This is a genomic window from Streptomyces sp. NPDC045021 (assembly GCF_056432645.1).
On record NZ_JBWKIQ010000001.1, the window covers coordinates 1,510,060 to 1,525,838 of the forward strand.

General features: G+C 66.7%; 11 protein-coding genes and 1 pseudogene. 8 read left to right on the plus strand and 4 right to left on the minus strand.

Annotation, left to right across the window (positions count from 1 at the left end; genetic code table 11):
* Positions 1 to 49: 49 nt before the first annotated feature.
* Entirely contained in the window at positions 50 to 697 is a 648-nt protein-coding gene (locus tag AC07DC_RS06725) for an MBL fold metallo-hydrolase (RefSeq protein ID WP_478912433.1), read from the minus strand.
* Positions 698 to 755: 58 nt separating this feature from the next.
* Complete coding sequence (gene pcaDC, locus AC07DC_RS06730) at positions 756 to 2,027, minus strand: bifunctional 3-oxoadipate enol-lactonase/4-carboxymuconolactone decarboxylase PcaDC (RefSeq protein ID WP_478912435.1); 1,272 nt, start codon at positions 2,025 to 2,027, stop codon at positions 756 to 758.
* 294 nt (positions 2,028 to 2,321) lie between these two features.
* On the opposite strand from pcaDC, the pseudogene AC07DC_RS06735 reads away from it, so the two are divergent.
* The 7 genes and pseudogenes from AC07DC_RS06735 to manB form a co-directional block, all read left to right on the plus strand.
* Positions 2,322 to 2,820 (plus strand): annotated as a pseudogene (locus AC07DC_RS06735) (transposase); the annotation flags it as partial.
* 222 nt (positions 2,821 to 3,042) lie between these two features.
* Positions 3,043 to 3,507: a tetratricopeptide repeat protein gene (locus AC07DC_RS06740; protein ID WP_478912437.1), complete on the plus strand. Its 465-nt coding sequence runs from the start codon at positions 3,043 to 3,045 to the stop codon at positions 3,505 to 3,507.
* A gap of 238 nt (positions 3,508 to 3,745) precedes the next feature.
* Positions 3,746 to 5,122, plus strand: a complete 1,377-nt coding sequence (locus AC07DC_RS06745; RefSeq protein ID WP_478912439.1) for a glycoside hydrolase family 26 protein — start codon at positions 3,746 to 3,748, stop codon at positions 5,120 to 5,122.
* A 137-nt stretch (positions 5,123 to 5,259) separates the two neighbouring features.
* Entirely contained in the window at positions 5,260 to 5,949 is a 690-nt protein-coding gene (locus AC07DC_RS06750; protein WP_478912441.1) for a hypothetical protein, read from the plus strand.
* Positions 5,950 to 6,040: 91 nt separating this feature from the next.
* The gene (locus tag AC07DC_RS06755; protein WP_478912443.1) at positions 6,041 to 7,438 is read left to right on the plus strand and encodes a glycosyltransferase family 2 protein; all 1,398 of its coding nucleotides are present in this window, start codon (positions 6,041 to 6,043) and stop codon (positions 7,436 to 7,438) included.
* Positions 7,439 to 7,463: 25 nt separating this feature from the next.
* Positions 7,464 to 8,717 carry a glycoside hydrolase family 113 gene (locus AC07DC_RS06760; RefSeq protein ID WP_478912445.1) on the plus strand — a complete coding sequence of 418 codons (1,254 nt, stop codon included), beginning with the start codon at positions 7,464 to 7,466 and terminating at the stop codon, positions 8,715 to 8,717.
* Positions 8,718 to 8,796: 79 nt separating this feature from the next.
* Complete coding sequence (gene manB / locus AC07DC_RS06765; RefSeq protein ID WP_478912447.1) at positions 8,797 to 9,885, plus strand: mannose-1-phosphate guanylyltransferase; 1,089 nt, start codon at positions 8,797 to 8,799, stop codon at positions 9,883 to 9,885.
* 18 nt (positions 9,886 to 9,903) lie between these two features.
* On the opposite strand, the gene AC07DC_RS06770 is transcribed toward manB, so the two are convergent.
* On the minus strand, positions 9,904 to 11,862 hold the full coding sequence (locus AC07DC_RS06770) for an acyltransferase family protein (protein ID WP_478912449.1): 1,959 nt from the start codon (positions 11,860 to 11,862) through the stop codon (positions 9,904 to 9,906).
* Between the two features lie 209 nt (positions 11,863 to 12,071).
* Positions 12,072 to 12,467: a hypothetical protein gene (locus tag AC07DC_RS06775; protein WP_478912451.1), complete on the minus strand. Its 396-nt coding sequence runs from the start codon at positions 12,465 to 12,467 to the stop codon at positions 12,072 to 12,074.
* 1,013 nt (positions 12,468 to 13,480) lie between these two features.
* Here AC07DC_RS06775 and gad point away from each other — a divergent pair.
* Positions 13,481 to 14,845: a glutamate decarboxylase gene (gad, locus tag AC07DC_RS06780; protein ID WP_478912453.1), complete on the plus strand. Its 1,365-nt coding sequence runs from the start codon at positions 13,481 to 13,483 to the stop codon at positions 14,843 to 14,845.
* Positions 14,846 to 15,779 lie beyond the last annotated feature (934 nt).

The following is a 15,779-nucleotide window of genomic DNA, read 5'->3' on the forward strand; positions in this document are numbered from 1 at the left end:
GGTCCTGGCGGGCGGCCAGGCTCCTGGCGGCCAGGTTCCTGGTGGGCGGTCAGGCCAGTTCGACGGATTCGCCGGGGGCCAGCCGGCGGTGCTCGCCGCCGCCGATACCGGGGCCGTCCGGGCCGAGCATCCGGCCGTAGATCATGAACGCGATGTCGGTGAGCAGCCCGTCGTGGACGTCGAAGGCGCGCTGCGGCCTGACCTCGCGGAGGTAGTCGACGATCTCGGAGAACTTGCTCCAGGGGGCCTGCAACGGGAGCAGCAGGGTGTCGACGGGACGGTCGGGGACCGTCAGGGCGTCGCCGGGGTGGAAGACCGATCCGTCGACGACGTACCCCTGGTTGGCGATCCGCGGGATGTCCGGGTGGATGACGGCGTGCAGCCGGCCGTGCACCTCGATGTCGAAGCCCGCCGCGGTGAAGGTGTCGCCCTCGCCGACGGTGTGCACCCGGCCGGGGAAGGCCGCCGACACCTGGTCGGCGACGCTCTTGAGCGTCCACACCTGGGCGGCCGGGTTGGCGTCCAGTGCGAGGCGCAGCCGCTCCTCGTTGAAGTGGTCGATGTGCTCGTGGGTGATGAGGATCGCCTCGGCGCCGACCGCGGCGTCCTCCTCCGTGAAGGCGCCGGGATCGATGACGAGCACCTGCCCGTCCTTCTCCAGCCTGACGCAGGCGTGGCCCTTCTTGGTCAGCTTCACTGTTGCTCCTCGGAACGTGATCAGCGATATCGACGTGCACCGGGTCGTAGGGGAACCATCATTGCGGAGGATCACCGGCGGGGCCGCCGACGGCCGTCTCCTCCTGGATCACGCGCTGCGCGACCGTGAAGGCGGCGTTCGCCGCCGACACTCCGCAGTAGACGCCCGTGTGCAGCAGCGTCTCCTTGATCTCGGCGGGCGTGAGGCCGTTGCGCAGCGCCGCGCGGGTGTGGGAGGCGAGCTCGTCGAAGTGCCCGCGGGCGGTCAGCGCCGTCAGCGTGATGATGCTGCGGGTGCGCCGGTCCAGGCCCGGACGCGCCCACACCTCGCCCCAGGCGTAGCGGGTGATGAACTCCTGGAACTCCCCGGTGAAGTCGTCCGCCCCGGCGGCGGCCCGGTCGACATGCGCGTCGCCCAGCACTTCCCTGCGGATCCGCAGGCCCTCGTCGTACGGGTCCACGCGGCCCACCGGTACCGCGGCGGGCTGCTCGGCGGCCGGCGGGGCGGGCGGGGCGTGGAGCACCGCCGTGGTGGAGGCGATGGCGGGTTCGGTCCAGGCGGCGCCGAAGTGCCGCACCAGCAGCTCGCCCACGGCTGCCGGCTGCTCCACCGGGGTGAGGTGGGAGGCTGCGGGCACCACGGCGAGTTTCGCGTCATGGATTCCGGCGACCAGGACGCGGGCGTCGGCGGGCGGCGTGGCGGGGTCGTCCTCGCCGGCGACCACGAGGGTCGGCACGGCGATCCGGCCCAGCTCGTCGCGTACGTCGTGCGCCGCCAGCGCCTCGCAGGCCGCGATGTAGCACTCCGGATCGGTGGTGCGCACCATCTGCACGGCCCACTCGACGATGGCGCCCTGGGCGGCCCGGTAACCGTCGGTGAACCACCGGTCGGGGACGGTGTGGGCGAACTGTCCGAGGCCGTTGGCCCGTACGACGACACCGCGCTGCCGCCAGGCGTCGGCGGTGCCGTGGCGGGCGGCGGCGGAGACGAGCGCCAGCGCCGCGACCCGGTCGGGGCGCTGCAGGGCGATCCGGACGCCGACGGCCGCGCCGAGGGAGCAGCCCGCGTAGCCGAACCGGTCGATGCCGGCGAGGTCCAGGGTGGCGAGCAGCCGGTCCGCCAGATCGGCGACCGAGGTCGCGGGTTCGGCGGGCGCGCCGCCGTGGCCGGGCAGGTCGTAACGCAGGACCCGCCAGTGGCGGGTCAACTCGGGCAGTTGGCGATCCCACATGTGCCATGTAGTGCCGAGGGCGGGGCCCAATATCAGGGTCGGTGCGTCTTCTGGCCCGTCAACGCGGTATTGCAGGGTCTTAGCCATCGTCTCGCTCACCCGCTCACGCTCCCATATCTCACCCTCACCTGGGTGGAGGGTCCATCCCCGCGCGGGCGGGGAGCAGGCATGGCGCCGGCGGGGAGCAGACTGCGTGACCTGCGAACTCAGTCACCATCAGCCCGAACTTTGAGCACTTCCATCGAATCGGACATAACGGACCTCTGCGCCCTTTGGATTCCGCGGCCGCTGAGAGGGCGGTACGTGAGTTGATGTCCGGTTTTTGGTCGCCTGATCGTGTGGCTCTGCGGCGTCCGGTCTGGTCGGAGGGCCTGGCCTTGTTGGGGTGGCTGGGTGAGTGAACGCGAGCCGTACCGGAGCGACTTGTCCGACGAGCAGTGGGCGTTGATCGAGCCGGTGATGACAGCGTGGAAGGCCGGGCACCGGTCGGTCAGTGGGCATACGGGCAGGTACGGGATGCGGGAGCTCGTCAACGCACTCCTGTACCAGAACCGGACCGGCTGCCAGTGGGACTACCTCCCGCATGATCTGCCGCCTCGTGGTGCGGTGTACTACTACTTCGCGAAGTGGCGGGACGACGGCGCATCGCGCTGTTGGACCGGGTCGCCGCGCAGTCGGACACGGTGAGTAAAGACCTGGTCGACCAGGCCTCAAGAACGCGGTCGTCGCCCACGGCGCCTCGCTCGGCATCGACGTCGAGATCGTCGAGCGGAACCCTGCCGACAAGGGGTTCGTGCCCCAGCCGAAACGGTGGGTGGTGGAGCAGACTCTGGGCACCCTGGTCCAGCAGCGGCTCCTGGTCCGCGAGATCGTCCCTTGCCCGGCTGGGAGCCAGCCGGAGTGATCGACACCCTGCGGCTGGCCCGCACGACCTACCCCGAAGCCAGCAAGCACGGCCTCGACCCGCTCATCGAGCACCTGCGCCTGCCCCTGGCCGACCTCCCCGGCCAGCGCCACCGCGCCGGATACAACGCACACGCCACCGGCCTGCTCCTGCTCGATCGCCCTGGCCGAGGACTCGGCCGGCACCGAATCGCCGTCGTACCTGTACTGGATGGACTCCGGGGAATTGCAGGTGATGGAGGCCCGCGTCTATACCGAGCTGCGGCGGCCCCTGCGCGCCGTACCGCTTCTGACTGATGTACTCGGACGCTACGACGCCAGCCACGCAAGGGAGTTGGCGCTGTACCTCTCGTGGCTGGCAGTGGCCTACGCCGACGCCAACGAGCCCGAGGCCGCCGCCGAGACAACGAGCCGCATGCTCACCCTTGGGCAGAGCGGCAGCGAACGGACAGCAGAGCGCACGCGGATCGCGCTGGACCGCCTACGGGCCTTTCGAGACGTGCCCGAAGTCGCCGAACACTCGTTGCTGAATATCGGTTTCGGCTTCACCCGACGGACCGTCGGCAGGTCATTCTTCACCGTGACCGGAATCTCGAGTTCGACCAGTCGCGTCTTCACCTTTCCGTGCCATCCGTCCTGCTGCCAGCTGACCCTGACATCCAGTTGTCGTTATTAGCAATTGCGTAGTTCCTTGATAACACTGCGTGACGGGCCGATGCGGTCACTACCTCGAGTCTCGCGTGGGACGGGGATCGCCAACTGCCCAACCACCGTGATGGTGATCCATTTTGTTGGGTGGATCGCCACGTCTAAAGTGCGAACAAGATCCGTACAACCTTTCGCATCCGTCGGAAGTCTGTGTGGTGAGGTAACGGACCACACGGATGCGATCAGGTACTGGAGGGGGAGCGGGCGTGAAGCGCCGTACGGCCATTTTCAGCGGCGGCGCTGCTGCGGCGGGAGCTGTAGGTCTCGTCGGCGCCCGTCTTTTCGATGGTGCCCGGCCTCCTGGCGCTGTGCTGGTGGAAGGCGAGCTCCTCCGACCCGGCCGGGAGGCATCCGCCAGTGCTCGTGCCGTGTACCGGAAGCTCGCCGGTCTGGAAAACGACGCACGGGCCGGTCATCCTCGCGCCACCATCATTGGACAGCACGTTGAGCTCCACAACGAGCTCAACAACCCCCTCTACGGGGATTATCGCGGAATCAAGCCCCCCGGTTACTACTACCGCAAGGTCGCGGACATCACCGGGAAACTCCCCGGCTTCGTCGAGGTTGATCTCGGGCCCGGGTACGAGCGGGAAGGGTGGGGAGTCGATCGTCCGCGGTCGTACTCCGCCGCCTGGCCGAGCCGCCGCAGTGAGTGGGCTTACGTCGATGACGCTGTCGATCTCGCTGCCGGCGTGTGGTTCGGACTGCCGCGAGCCGCAGACGGTAGCTACAACCCGGGCGGGAAGGAACCTCGTAGTGATGGCTCCGCGACGGCGTTGCCTGAGAACGGCGGGAGACCGGCCGGACTCGTAGGAATGTCCTTTCACCAGCCGTGGCCTGGGAGCCCGGTCAAGGGCTACCGGGAGACGATGCGCCGCAATTCGCCGGCCGCGCGGGATCCGGAGTGGATCCAACGGGTGGTTACTGCGGGTACCACTGAGCACCAGGCACTGATCCTGGACCTGTCGTTCCTCGCCGACCATCTCGGATATCTCGCGGGCCGCAACGTTCCCGTGCTCTTGCGGCCCTACCACGAGATGAACACGGATGCCGAGAGCCGATTCTGGTGGGGCGGCCTGCACCCGGAGCAGTACAAGTCACTGTGGCGGATCCTGCATGAGTATCTCGTGGACACCCGCAAACTGGACAATCTCATCTTCGTGTGGTCCCCGGGAGCCTGGGATGACGTGCACTACGGCGAACCATGGGCTTACTACCCAGGGGACCAGTACGTGGACGTCGTTGGGGTCGACGACTACAGCGGCAGCCCGCAGCAGCCCTTCGCGGGCGGTGTGTGGACGAAGAAGTGGTACGAGGGCCTGGCCGACTACCGCAAGCCGCGGATGATGGCTGAGTCCTTCTATGTGCCAGTGCTCGGCGCTCAGCCGCGAACCTTGGAAGAGACCCCATGGGTGATCTGGACGGTGTGGGGACAGGCACTGACTCAGAACAACGTCTCCGATCCGCAAGGAAAGAACGCCCCGGCGGATGTGCGGGCGACCTACGCGTCTCCACACGTATTGACCAGTAGGTCGGCGGCTGTGGCCGGCGGATGGCTTGGGCTGTCGTTGCGCCTTCCATGACCTGATCATGCCCAGTGGGCCCTGCGGGTCCGGGACTTCCAGCGTTAACACAGCGCTGGCACAATTCGAACGGCTTTCTCCTGAAGGGGCCTAGCGGTCCTGATGATCTAGATGAGGTGAGGGTAATCGCCGGCTCTGTGGCATCGGCTTCCGGCCAGCCAGCCGTCCCCGTACTGCGCATCCACCGGGTTGCCGCGTTCATCGCACTCGCCTGGTCCGCCGTCCTGCTCTCCTGGACGGCGTACAACTGCTTCTGGCAGGTAGGTGTCGCAGACTTCGCACGCGGCATCTTCTACTACGGCATCGGTGACGGGTCTGCGGCGGCGGACACCGCGAACCTGAACTGGGCGGTGGTGTACCTGATCGCAGGTGTGCTCATCATGCGCGGCAGCGTGTGGGCTCGCGGGCTCGCGTGCGGTGCGGCCTTGATCGAGGGCTACAACCGGCTGCGCAGCCTTACCGGCGCACTGTTCGACAGCCGGCAGAAGGACTGGTTCACTCACACCACACAGGGCCAGTTGAAGTTGGCGACCTTCGCCGCTGGAGTTCTGGTCACGGTTGCGTTGTTGCTGCTGTTGGTCCGCCGAGCGCCGGTGCATGTGCCCTGGACTCCGCCGGCCAATGCCTGGACCGCGCAGGCTCAGCAGGCCCAACAGGCCCAACAGGCTGCGCAGTTCCCGCAGCAGGCCCACCCGGCCTACCCGCAGCCGTATCCATTGCCGGCCGCCCCGCCGCCCGCCGCGCCCACGCCGCCCTATCCGCCACAGCAAGCAGGGCAGCGGCCGCCTGCGGCAGGTTGGCAGCCGCCCCCGCCGGCGGGCCGATGACGTCCGCCACCATGTCAATCCACTCGGAGAACTGTCCATGACCGCCCTCGCCAACACGTCGGAGCCCGCAGTTTCGCGGCACGCTGCCAAAATGGCCCAGCGGCACGCCAACTGGAAGCCCGGCATTCTTCCGTTCCTGCTTCCGTTCCTGGTCCTGCTCGCTTTCGGCCTGTGGTCGTACCTGCCCAACAACACTCCGCTGGGCTGGATCCTGACGATCGTGTGGTCCCTGCCCGTGGTGGGCGTGATGGTGGGCCTGCAAGGTGGCCTCCTCATCCGCCGCCGCGTCCGGCGCGCCGACGAGATGGTGCCGCCGACGCCGGCCGCGGAGGATTTCCTGATCGTTCTGGTGCCCACCATCGGGCGCCACGACACCTACCCGGCACTGGAACGTTCCGTCCTTTCCTACGTCGAGCACCTGCCGCAGTACTTCCCGTACATGCGCGTGGACGTGCTCACCGAGGAGGGGTGCGAGGCCACGGAACGCATCGCCGCGCTGGAGGAGGTCAGCACGCTGATCCGGGTCGTCACCGTGCCGAGGGCATACGTCACCACCAACGGCACCCGCTTCAAAGCCCGTGCCAACCACTACTCGCACGAGCTCCGGATCGCCGAGGGTGAGGCGTTGGACGACGTGTGGGTCCTGCACATGGACGATGACACGGCGGTGGGCCCGGATACGGCAGCGGCCACCGCACAGTTCATCAACCGGCAGCGGCGCGCCACTCCGGAGACCACCAAGCACATGGCGCAGGGGATCCTCACGTATCCGCGTGAGAACGCGGTCAACCTCTTCGTCTGGCTCGCGGACGCGGTCCGTCCCGCGGACGACATTGCCCGGTTCAGGGCGCTGACCGGGATGGGTACCCCCGTGGCCGGCGTACACGGCGAACTGCTGCTGCTGCGGGCCTCCATCGAGGCCACCATCGGCTGGGACTTCGGCCCCAAGGCGATTGTCGAGGACGCCCAGCTCGCTCTGAACTTCTGTCGACGCTACCCAGGGCGCAGCGACTGGTTCAACGGCCGCTGCTACGGTGCTTCACCGGCCACCGCGCGAGACTTCATGAAGCAGCGCGAACGCTGGGCCTGGGGATTGGTAGCCCTCTGTTTCAACCGCACCATCCCACTGCGCTACCGCTGGTTCCTGTCGATATGCGTGACCACCTGGATTCTCGGGCCTTTGCAGCACATCGGTGCCATCCTGCTGATCGCTTGGTTCACCGGCAGCATGAACACCTCCCCAGTGGCCCAGTCGGTGGTGGTGCTGTGGTCGCTGAACTTCGCGTACGTCATCTGGACGTACTGGGAAGGGCTGAGGCTCAATGCTCTGGTTTCCGCCAGCGGCCGGCGGAAGTGGTGGGAACCCATCGTGGTCATCGGCCTGATACCGGTGTTCTCCGTTCTGGAAGGGCTCGGCGGGTTCCGCGGGTTCTTGAAGTTCATACGGCGTGAAGAGAACAAATTCGTCGTGATCGCCAAGCCCGCTTAACTCCTCTGTTCAGGACTTCTCACCCATGAAACGCTCCCGGCTTCCTCTTCTTTCGATCTTCCCGGTCACCGTCATAGCGGGCGTCATCGCCGCTCCCTTCGTGCTGGGCACCTACCCCCTGCGCTGGGACGCGCACTCCGCGATGCCGCACGTGGTCATCGGCGATCATCCGTCGGCCAGCCCCTCCACAGTCGCCGCAGTCAAGGACAGTGCGAACCAAAGCGCGCAGGACGATGCTGCGCCGGGGGGCCGCACCGCCCCGCAGCCACCCGCCGTACGGGTGGCCAAGCCGTGGAAGCCGGGCATGCCGCAGTGGGGTGTGCAGGTGTACTGGGAGGACGACCACAAGCAGACTCTCGCCTACCTCACCCAGAAGGCCCAGGTTCAGGCGAAGTACCTCGTAGGTCTGAAGGCGAATTCGGTCGCGATCTCGTTCCCCTTCTATACCGGCACGATCACGTCCACGAAGATCGCCGCCGGTCCCAGGACCCCGAGCCCGGCCCGCATGGAGGCCGTGCTGAAGGTGTTCCAGGACGCCGGCCTGCGCACCACGGTCCGGCCGCTGATGGACGAGAAGTCCCTCGGCAAACTCCCCAATTGGCGCGGCACCATCAAACCTGCCGACCGGGACGCCTGGTTCGCTTCATACGGGACGTTTCTGCGCCCCTACCTGGATGTGGCGCAGAAACACAAGGTCGCTTCGTTCACCCTGGCCACCGAACTCAACTCGATGGAAGGCGACACTCGGTGGAAGGGCCTGGCCGCCACCGCGAAGAAGCGGTTCTCCGGTGAACTGGGCTACGACGCCAACTGGGACAACTACGTGGCCGGTCGGATCGACATGCCCGTCAACACGCTCGGCATCGACGCGTACTTCCCGGTGAAGGTGCCGGACACGGCATCGGTGAAGACCCTGGTCAACGGCTGGGACACCTGGCTGGACAAGAGGTCCACCGGGCCACTCCCCAAGATCGTGTTGTCCGAAGCCGGCATCGCCGCCATGAAGGGCGCCTACCACGCACCGGGCGACTTCTACACCAAACGGGCCTTGAACACCGACGTTCAGGCCACCTGGTACTCGGCCGTCTGCCAAGTCGTCCAGACTCGCAAGATGAGCGGCGTGTACTGGTGGTCGATCTATTTCGACGACAACCCTTTCAGCGCCCCGGCCGATGAAGCCTCTCGGCTGGATTTCGCGGGCAGACCAAAAACCGAGCAGGCCATCCGACAGTGCTTCGGCTCCGCCTACGCCGGACCCGGCAGCGCCGCCACTCCGTGACGCATCCCCATCAACTGCGCTCTGCGCGCCGCGCACTGCAGAACGAGACAGCCACATCCCAGAAAGAGGCAGACACTCGATGAGCGAGGCGATCCTTCTTGTCGGCGGCAAGGGCACCCGACTGCGCCCGCTGACCACGCATACCCCCAAGCCTCTGCTGCGAGTGGCCGGAGTTCCCCTCCTGACCCACCAACTGGCCCGTGCAGCGGCAGCCGGTGTCACTCGGATCGTGCTTGCCACGTCCTACCTGGCCGAATTGTTCGAGCAGGAGTACGGCGACGGCGCGGAACTGGGCCTTGATCTCGTCTATGTCACCGAGGCGGAACCGCTCGGCACCGGAGGCGCGATCCGCAATGCCGCGGACTACCTCACATGCGGCCCCGACGATCCGGTCCTCGTCTTCAACGGCGACATACTCTCCGGCCTCGACATCACCGCCCTGCGCGACGGCCACCAGGCATCGGGCGCCGATGTCACCCTTCACCTGACGCGCGTTCCCGATCCGCGGGCGTTCGGGCTGGTGCCCACCGATGCCGACGGCCGGGTCCTTGCGTTCCTGGAGAAGCCCGAGACCTCTGAGCAGATCGTCACCGACCAGATCAACGCAGGCTGCTACGTCTTCACCCGGTCCATCATCGACACGATTCCCGCAGGCCGTGAGGTCTCGGTCGAACGGGAAACCTTCCCCGGACTGCTCCTGGCGGACGGTTTCCTGCGCGGGGTCGCCGACTCGAGCTACTGGCTGGACCTCGGCACACCGGCCGCCTTCGTGAAGGGCTCGGTGGATCTCGTCCGTGGCCGGGTCACCTCGCCCGCACTGCCCGGGCCCACCGGGGAAGCACTCGTGCTGCCCGGCGCCCTCGTTGACGACAGGGCACTGCTCAGCGGCGGCACAGTCGTCTGCGAAGGCGCAGTCATCGGACCCGGTGCCGTCATCGACGGCAGCGTCGTCCTCCCCGGTGCTCGCATCGAAGCTGGAGCCCTCGTCCACCACTCAGTGGTCGGCCGCCGGGCGTCCATCGGTGCCGGGTCCACGTTGCTGGAAGCCGTCGTCGGGGACGCCGCCGAAGTCGGGCCGTACAACGAACTGCCCGCGGGCGTACGGATCGGCTGCGACGTGCAGTTGTCGGCTCAGGCTGTGCGCCTGTCCGCTCCGGTGCTGATCTGAGCTCCCAGCTGCCCGTCGCTACTTGGCGGCGGGCAGTACCGCGCTGATCTGACTCTCCAGCCATGGCGCGACCTGCCCCATGCCTGCACCGGTCAGGTGCACGCCATCGCCGTCGGGGTACAGACGCTGGCCCTTGTCGGTCGTCACCCGGCAACCGTCGGCAGTGCACAGATAGTGGTCCAGATCAACGAGCGTGACGCTCTTCGGCGCGGTGCGCACGTACTGGGCGACGACCTTGTTGAAGCAGGTGCCCCACTGCGTGGTGATCGCGCCGTTCGACCGGCGCTCGTTCATCAGCAGGATCTTCGCCCGGGGAACCTGCCGACTGACGATGTCCACCGCGGTGCCCAACTGCTGGAGATAGCGTGTGCGATACGCGCTGTCGCACGCGGAGAGCCACGTGCCTCCGACCTGCTGCTCCGCAGCGTCCCACCCCACATGGATGAGAACGGCGTCAGGCCCGGAATCGGCCAGCTTGTTCGCCCAGAACTGTGGCCAGTCACGGCACGAGTCCCAGTTCTTGAGGACCTTGTTCACCCGGTCGCGCACCTGGTCCGGCGACATGACGCCGCAGCCGCCCTGACCGCCGTCGACGACGGCATATCGGTTGCCGTGCGCGGACAACGTGGTGGCGAAGTCTTCGGCCATTGAGTCGCCGAGAGTGAGTACCAACTGCTTTCCGTCAGGCCGCATCTGATGCTCGATGAACGCCGGCAAATAGTAGGCGCCGGACCCGATTGCCAGGGTCGCCGCAGCGAAGAGCGGGACAGCCCGCGAGGCGCGCCAATCGCGGTTCCGAACCTGCTCGATGGAGTAGTGCATGATCATCGACAGGAGCCACGTAAGCCCTGTGCCGAGCACGAACAGCGCATAGGGCTTCAGGTCCGGCCAGGCATGCAGCAACAGCCAGTACACCGGAAGATGCAGCAGGTACATGCTGTAGGAGATCTGCCCGATCTCGGCGAGGGGGCCAAAGGACAGCACCTTGACCACTGGGCCGCGATCGACGCACAAAGCCGCGGCGAGCAGGGCGACGAGAGACGCCACGAGGGCCAGGCCACCCCGATACAGCCATGGGTCGTGATATGTGCTGACCTTAACGCTGTAATACACCACGGCCGCGAACGCGGCCAGCGCGGCCAGGTTGAGCACAGCGACAGTTGCAGCCAGGGGCTCGGCACTACGGCGAAGAGTGCGGCGCTGCGCCAGATGCACGACAAATGCCGCTAGCGCGCCGGCCACGAAGGCAACTGCGCGAGTGTGAGTGCCCAGGTACAGCGCATCGCTGTTCTGGCCGTTCCACAACCACGGGGCAACCAAGGCCGAGCCGGCGAAGAGCAGGCCGGTCACCACCGCCACGGGCAACACCCTGCGGCGGAAAACGAAGAACGCCAGCCCCATCACCAGTGGCCAGACCACGTAGAACTGCTCAGTAATGCTCAGCGACCACATGGCAGACAGCGGACTTATCGCCCCGGACTGATCCCAGTAGGCGTCTCCACGAGCCGCCTGCGCCCAGTTGGCGATCTGCAGGAGCGCGGCCAGACCCTGGTTCTTGAGCTGAACCGCTTCCCGTAGCGGGCTCAACACGTACCCGAGGGCCACAACAACAGTCAGCGTGATCGCCAGGCCCGGCATCAGGCGTTTGAAGCGTCGGAGATAGAAGCGGCCCAGAGCTATGCGGCCCGACTTCTCCATTTCGCGGATGAGCAGCAGCGTGACCAGGAAACCGGAGAGAACAAAAAAGGCGTCCACGCCGAACAGCCCGTTAGTGAACCAGTTGGTGTGGTACAGCAGGACCGACAGGATCGCGATCCCTCGTAGCCCGTCGACGGCGAGGTAGCGCCCGCCGGCTACCTTCTTGCGGGGAGCCTCCTCCTCAGCGGCCGACTCGACAGCCTGCTGTGGTAGGACACCACTGGCCGCGGTTTCGGGCGTAGCGGCGGCCTGGTCCCCGAGGGGCTGCCCAGTTATCACGTGAGTCCTTGCGCTCGACGGCCGTTGCTACGCCGACGGCCAAGATTACGTAAAGACCACTTATATCAAACATACTTTCGTGGTGCTGCGACCGCTTCGCCCAGCCCACCAGACGGTGAACTGGGCGATCACTCCCTCGCATGCGGGAACCTCACGGACAGCGGAGGCCCTGAAATCCTCGCGGTGACCGAGCTCCTAGCGGTACGCGGTCATTCGTGAAACGGAGCTCGTGTGGCAGTCGCAGCCGACGTGTTCACCCCCTGCCGGTTACGGAACCGAGCATTCCCCGACTCCGCAACTCCCATCAGGCGCGGATGACGGCGAGGGCTTCGGTCGCGGACGCGGTTGACGGTGGCGGTTTCGAGGTGGCCTTCAGGGTCCCAGGCCAGGTCTCGCTGGGCGGCCGTGCCGGCCTTGAGCGTCTTGGTGTTGCCGACGTCGTCGTAACCATAGGTGGCGACGTCGGAGCCGTGACGCTGAACGCCGGGCAGGTTGTGCTTGCCGGCATCGGGGGCCTTGTAGGCGCGAGTGACATCGGCGGCGGGGCCGGACGCTGTTTTTGTGCTGGGTTTCGGTGGTGTGGTTGCCAACCGGGTCGTAGGCATGGGACGTCCAGTAGGTGTCCGGTCCGCCGACCGTGGCGGATGAGCTACTGGTGGGGGTGGTGGCGCACTTGTCGGTGGCGGTCCACACCTGGGTGATGCGGCGCAGTGCGTCGGTGGTTAAGCACTGGGTGTAGGTGCTGGCGGCCGCGTCCTGGCCGCTGGTGGTGGAGGTGGAGGTGGAAGTGAGGTTGCCGGCCGGGTCGTAGGTGTAGTGGCTGGCGTCGATACGGGCGGGGCCCGGTCAGCGTCCTGCACCACACCCACCAGGTGCAGGACGCGCTGGTGCGCCTCAAACAGCTCGCCTACCTCACCACCGAGACAGCCGACCACCTCCTGTACGCAGTGGACCTCCTGCGTGCCGCCCGCGAGCACGGCGCCGGGAGCCCTGACCAGCTCGCGGCTCATCCGGAGCCGCTCCGCGCGGCGGATTTCGTTCCCTCAACCGTGAATCGGCTCAGCCGCGGGCCAGCTCTCGGGACTGGGCAGGACAGCGCGGCGTCATCAGGACTGGTGCGTGTTCTAGCTGGTCAAGGCGGTATTGCAGGGCCTCAGCCGCCGTCTCACTCACCCGCTCACGCTCCCACGTCTCACAGGTCTCCCACTTCTCCGTCACCGACGTGGCGGGGACTGTCCGAAAGAAGAAGACGCTCCCGCACGAGGATGTGCGCTCCCCTGCAACGACGAGGTGATGGGGCAGTGTGATGGCACAGGGCACGGTGTCGCGCGACAGTCCACGCTTCCCGAGGCGTTGCAGCAGCCGTTGGCAGCGGAGCGCCGATGAGGGTGCGCCAGCGCCCAGCTCACGCGACTCCGGAGGCCGATGGCGTCCCAGAGGTCTCCGCAGCTCAGACATCTAGTCAAGGTACGCACCGCGCAAGCGTGGCCCGTCGTCCGGGCCGCCACTCCTGTTTCCGCCCCGCTCCGGCCGCCGCACGCACGCCTCACAGAGCCTCGCTGTTCTGCCTCGGCGTGTCCCTCGCCGAGGCAGGCACCGGCGCTGTTTGAATCGTCACATGACTAAGCGTGATGACGCTGCCCTCTTCGGCAACCGATTCTTGACCGCGCCCGCCCCCTCGGAGACCTTCCCCGAGGAAGGCATGGCCGCGACGGACGCAATGAGGCTGCTGGATGTGGACCTCGCCATGGAGGGTGACCCGCAGCGCAACCTCGCCACGTTTGTCACCACTTGGATGGAGCCGGAGGCGCAACGGATCATCGCCGAGAATCTCCACCGCAATTTCATCGACCATGCGGAGTACCCGATTTCCGCCGAAATCGAGCAGCGTTGCGTGCGCATGCTCGCCGACCTCTTCAACGCGCCGGGCAAGACAACCGGATGTCGGACCCAGGGCTCGTCCGAGGCGATCATGCTCGGGGCGCTATCGCTGAAGTGGAAGTGGCGGGAGCGCCGCCAGGCGGCCAATCTGTCGGTCGACCGACCCAACTTGATCTTCGGCGGGGATGTCCACGTTGTGTGGGAGAAGTTCTGCCGCTACTTCGACGTCGAGCCGCGGATCGTGCCACTTGCCGAGGGCAAGTACACGATCGGCCCGGAGGACGTGGAGCCTCACCTCGACGAGAACACGATCGGCGTCGTCGCCGTTCTCGGCACCACGTTCACCGGCCACAAGGACGACGTCGTCGGGATCGACAAGCTCCTGCGGGACGTCCGCAAGGAGCGGGACCTCGACATCCCGATCCACGTTGACGGAGCCAGCGGCGCGTTCGTGTGGCCCTTCCTCTACCCGGACTCGAAATGGGACTTCCGGCTTGAGCAGGTCCGTTCGATCAACGTTTCGGGACACAAGTACGGCCTGGTCTACCCCGGCATCGGCTGGCTGGTCTTCCGCGAGGAGTCTGACCTGCCCAAGGACCTCGTGTTCCACGAGAACTATTTGGGCAAGACCGACGCGACGTTCACGCTGAACTTCTCTACCGGCTCGTCGATGGTGCTCGCGCAGTACTACAACTTTATCCGGCTCGGTCGCCAGGGCTACACCTACGTCATGAAGATGATGCAGGAGAACGCCCACGTGTTGGCGGACAACCTGCGGAGCAGCGGCCGCTTCGAAGTGATCGGGAGCGACCTCGAGCAGCTGCCGTTGGTCGCTTTCCGTCTCGCCGGCAAGAACGCCTATGACGAGTCCGACGTCGCCTGGCAACTCTCGGCCGAGCGCGGCTGGATGGTGCCGGCGTACACGCTCCCGCCCAACGCGGAGCGGGTGAAGATCTTGCGTGCCCTGGTCAAGGAGACCCTGAGCCGCGAGCATATCGATCGCCTGACCCAAGACATTGCCGACGCGTGTCGCACTTTGGACGACAAGGGTGCGACGCACGGGATCGAGCGGGCCCAGGTCAAGGGCGGCACCGGCTACTGACGCACCCAGCCCCCTCGCCTCAACCCACCACTCACCCAAGCTCCCCTCCCGTCTGCCTTCGGCTCACACACCGTGGAGCGGGCGTGGTCCCTGGCGTCCAGGTTGAGCGCGCCACTGTACTAACGACCTGGACGCCAGGGGCCTCGCCACAGCCATCAAGAACGCCCGCGAATGGCTCTGCTCCCCTACGGCAGCGCGTAAGGATCCGCGGTCTACCGTGTGAGGCAGGCGAGCGGGCGGCACGCAACGCGGCCTACAACCACTCCGGACAGTGGACCACCACGGAACAGGCTCAGCGCTTGGCGAAGAACCACAAGCGATGGAACCGGATCCGGACGATGAATCACACTGTTAGGGACCGAACTTGTTCGATTCTTCGATGGACAGGGCCACTTGCAACAATCTCTGCGAGGCATGGACGGTGCCAGAACGCCCGGAGCGGCTCATGGTGGTGGCCGCAGGCCGCCCACTCGACGACGAGGATCGCCGGCCGTGGCTGAAGTCCCCAGGGCGCGGGCGGCGAACAGCCCGGCGACCCGCCGTTATCTTTTCTACGGCCCCGAAACGGGGCTCCCGGCCTCCGGGCCCGGACTTTTGCTGCCACCACGATGTCTTCCTCGGCGTTTCGGACGGCGCGCCGGCCGAAAATCGCGCGACGCGCGTGAGAAGGCCAGAAGTCGGCCGGCCCGCAAGGGCGGGCACACAACCCTTGTGTGGCTGGCACCCCGACGAAAGCACCCCGCACGGCAGGCAGAGGGACTGGCACGCCACGCGGCCGTATCTCCTCCGGGCACGTCACCCAGGCGGGTCAAGCCCTGAGGGTCGGGGAGACGGCGGAATTCGGGGTCCCCCGTAACCCGTCTGCGCCCCTCCAGATGCCCGTTGGTCCAGAGGACCTCAGCATGTCGGTATGGGCGAGATCCGGGTGGTAGAT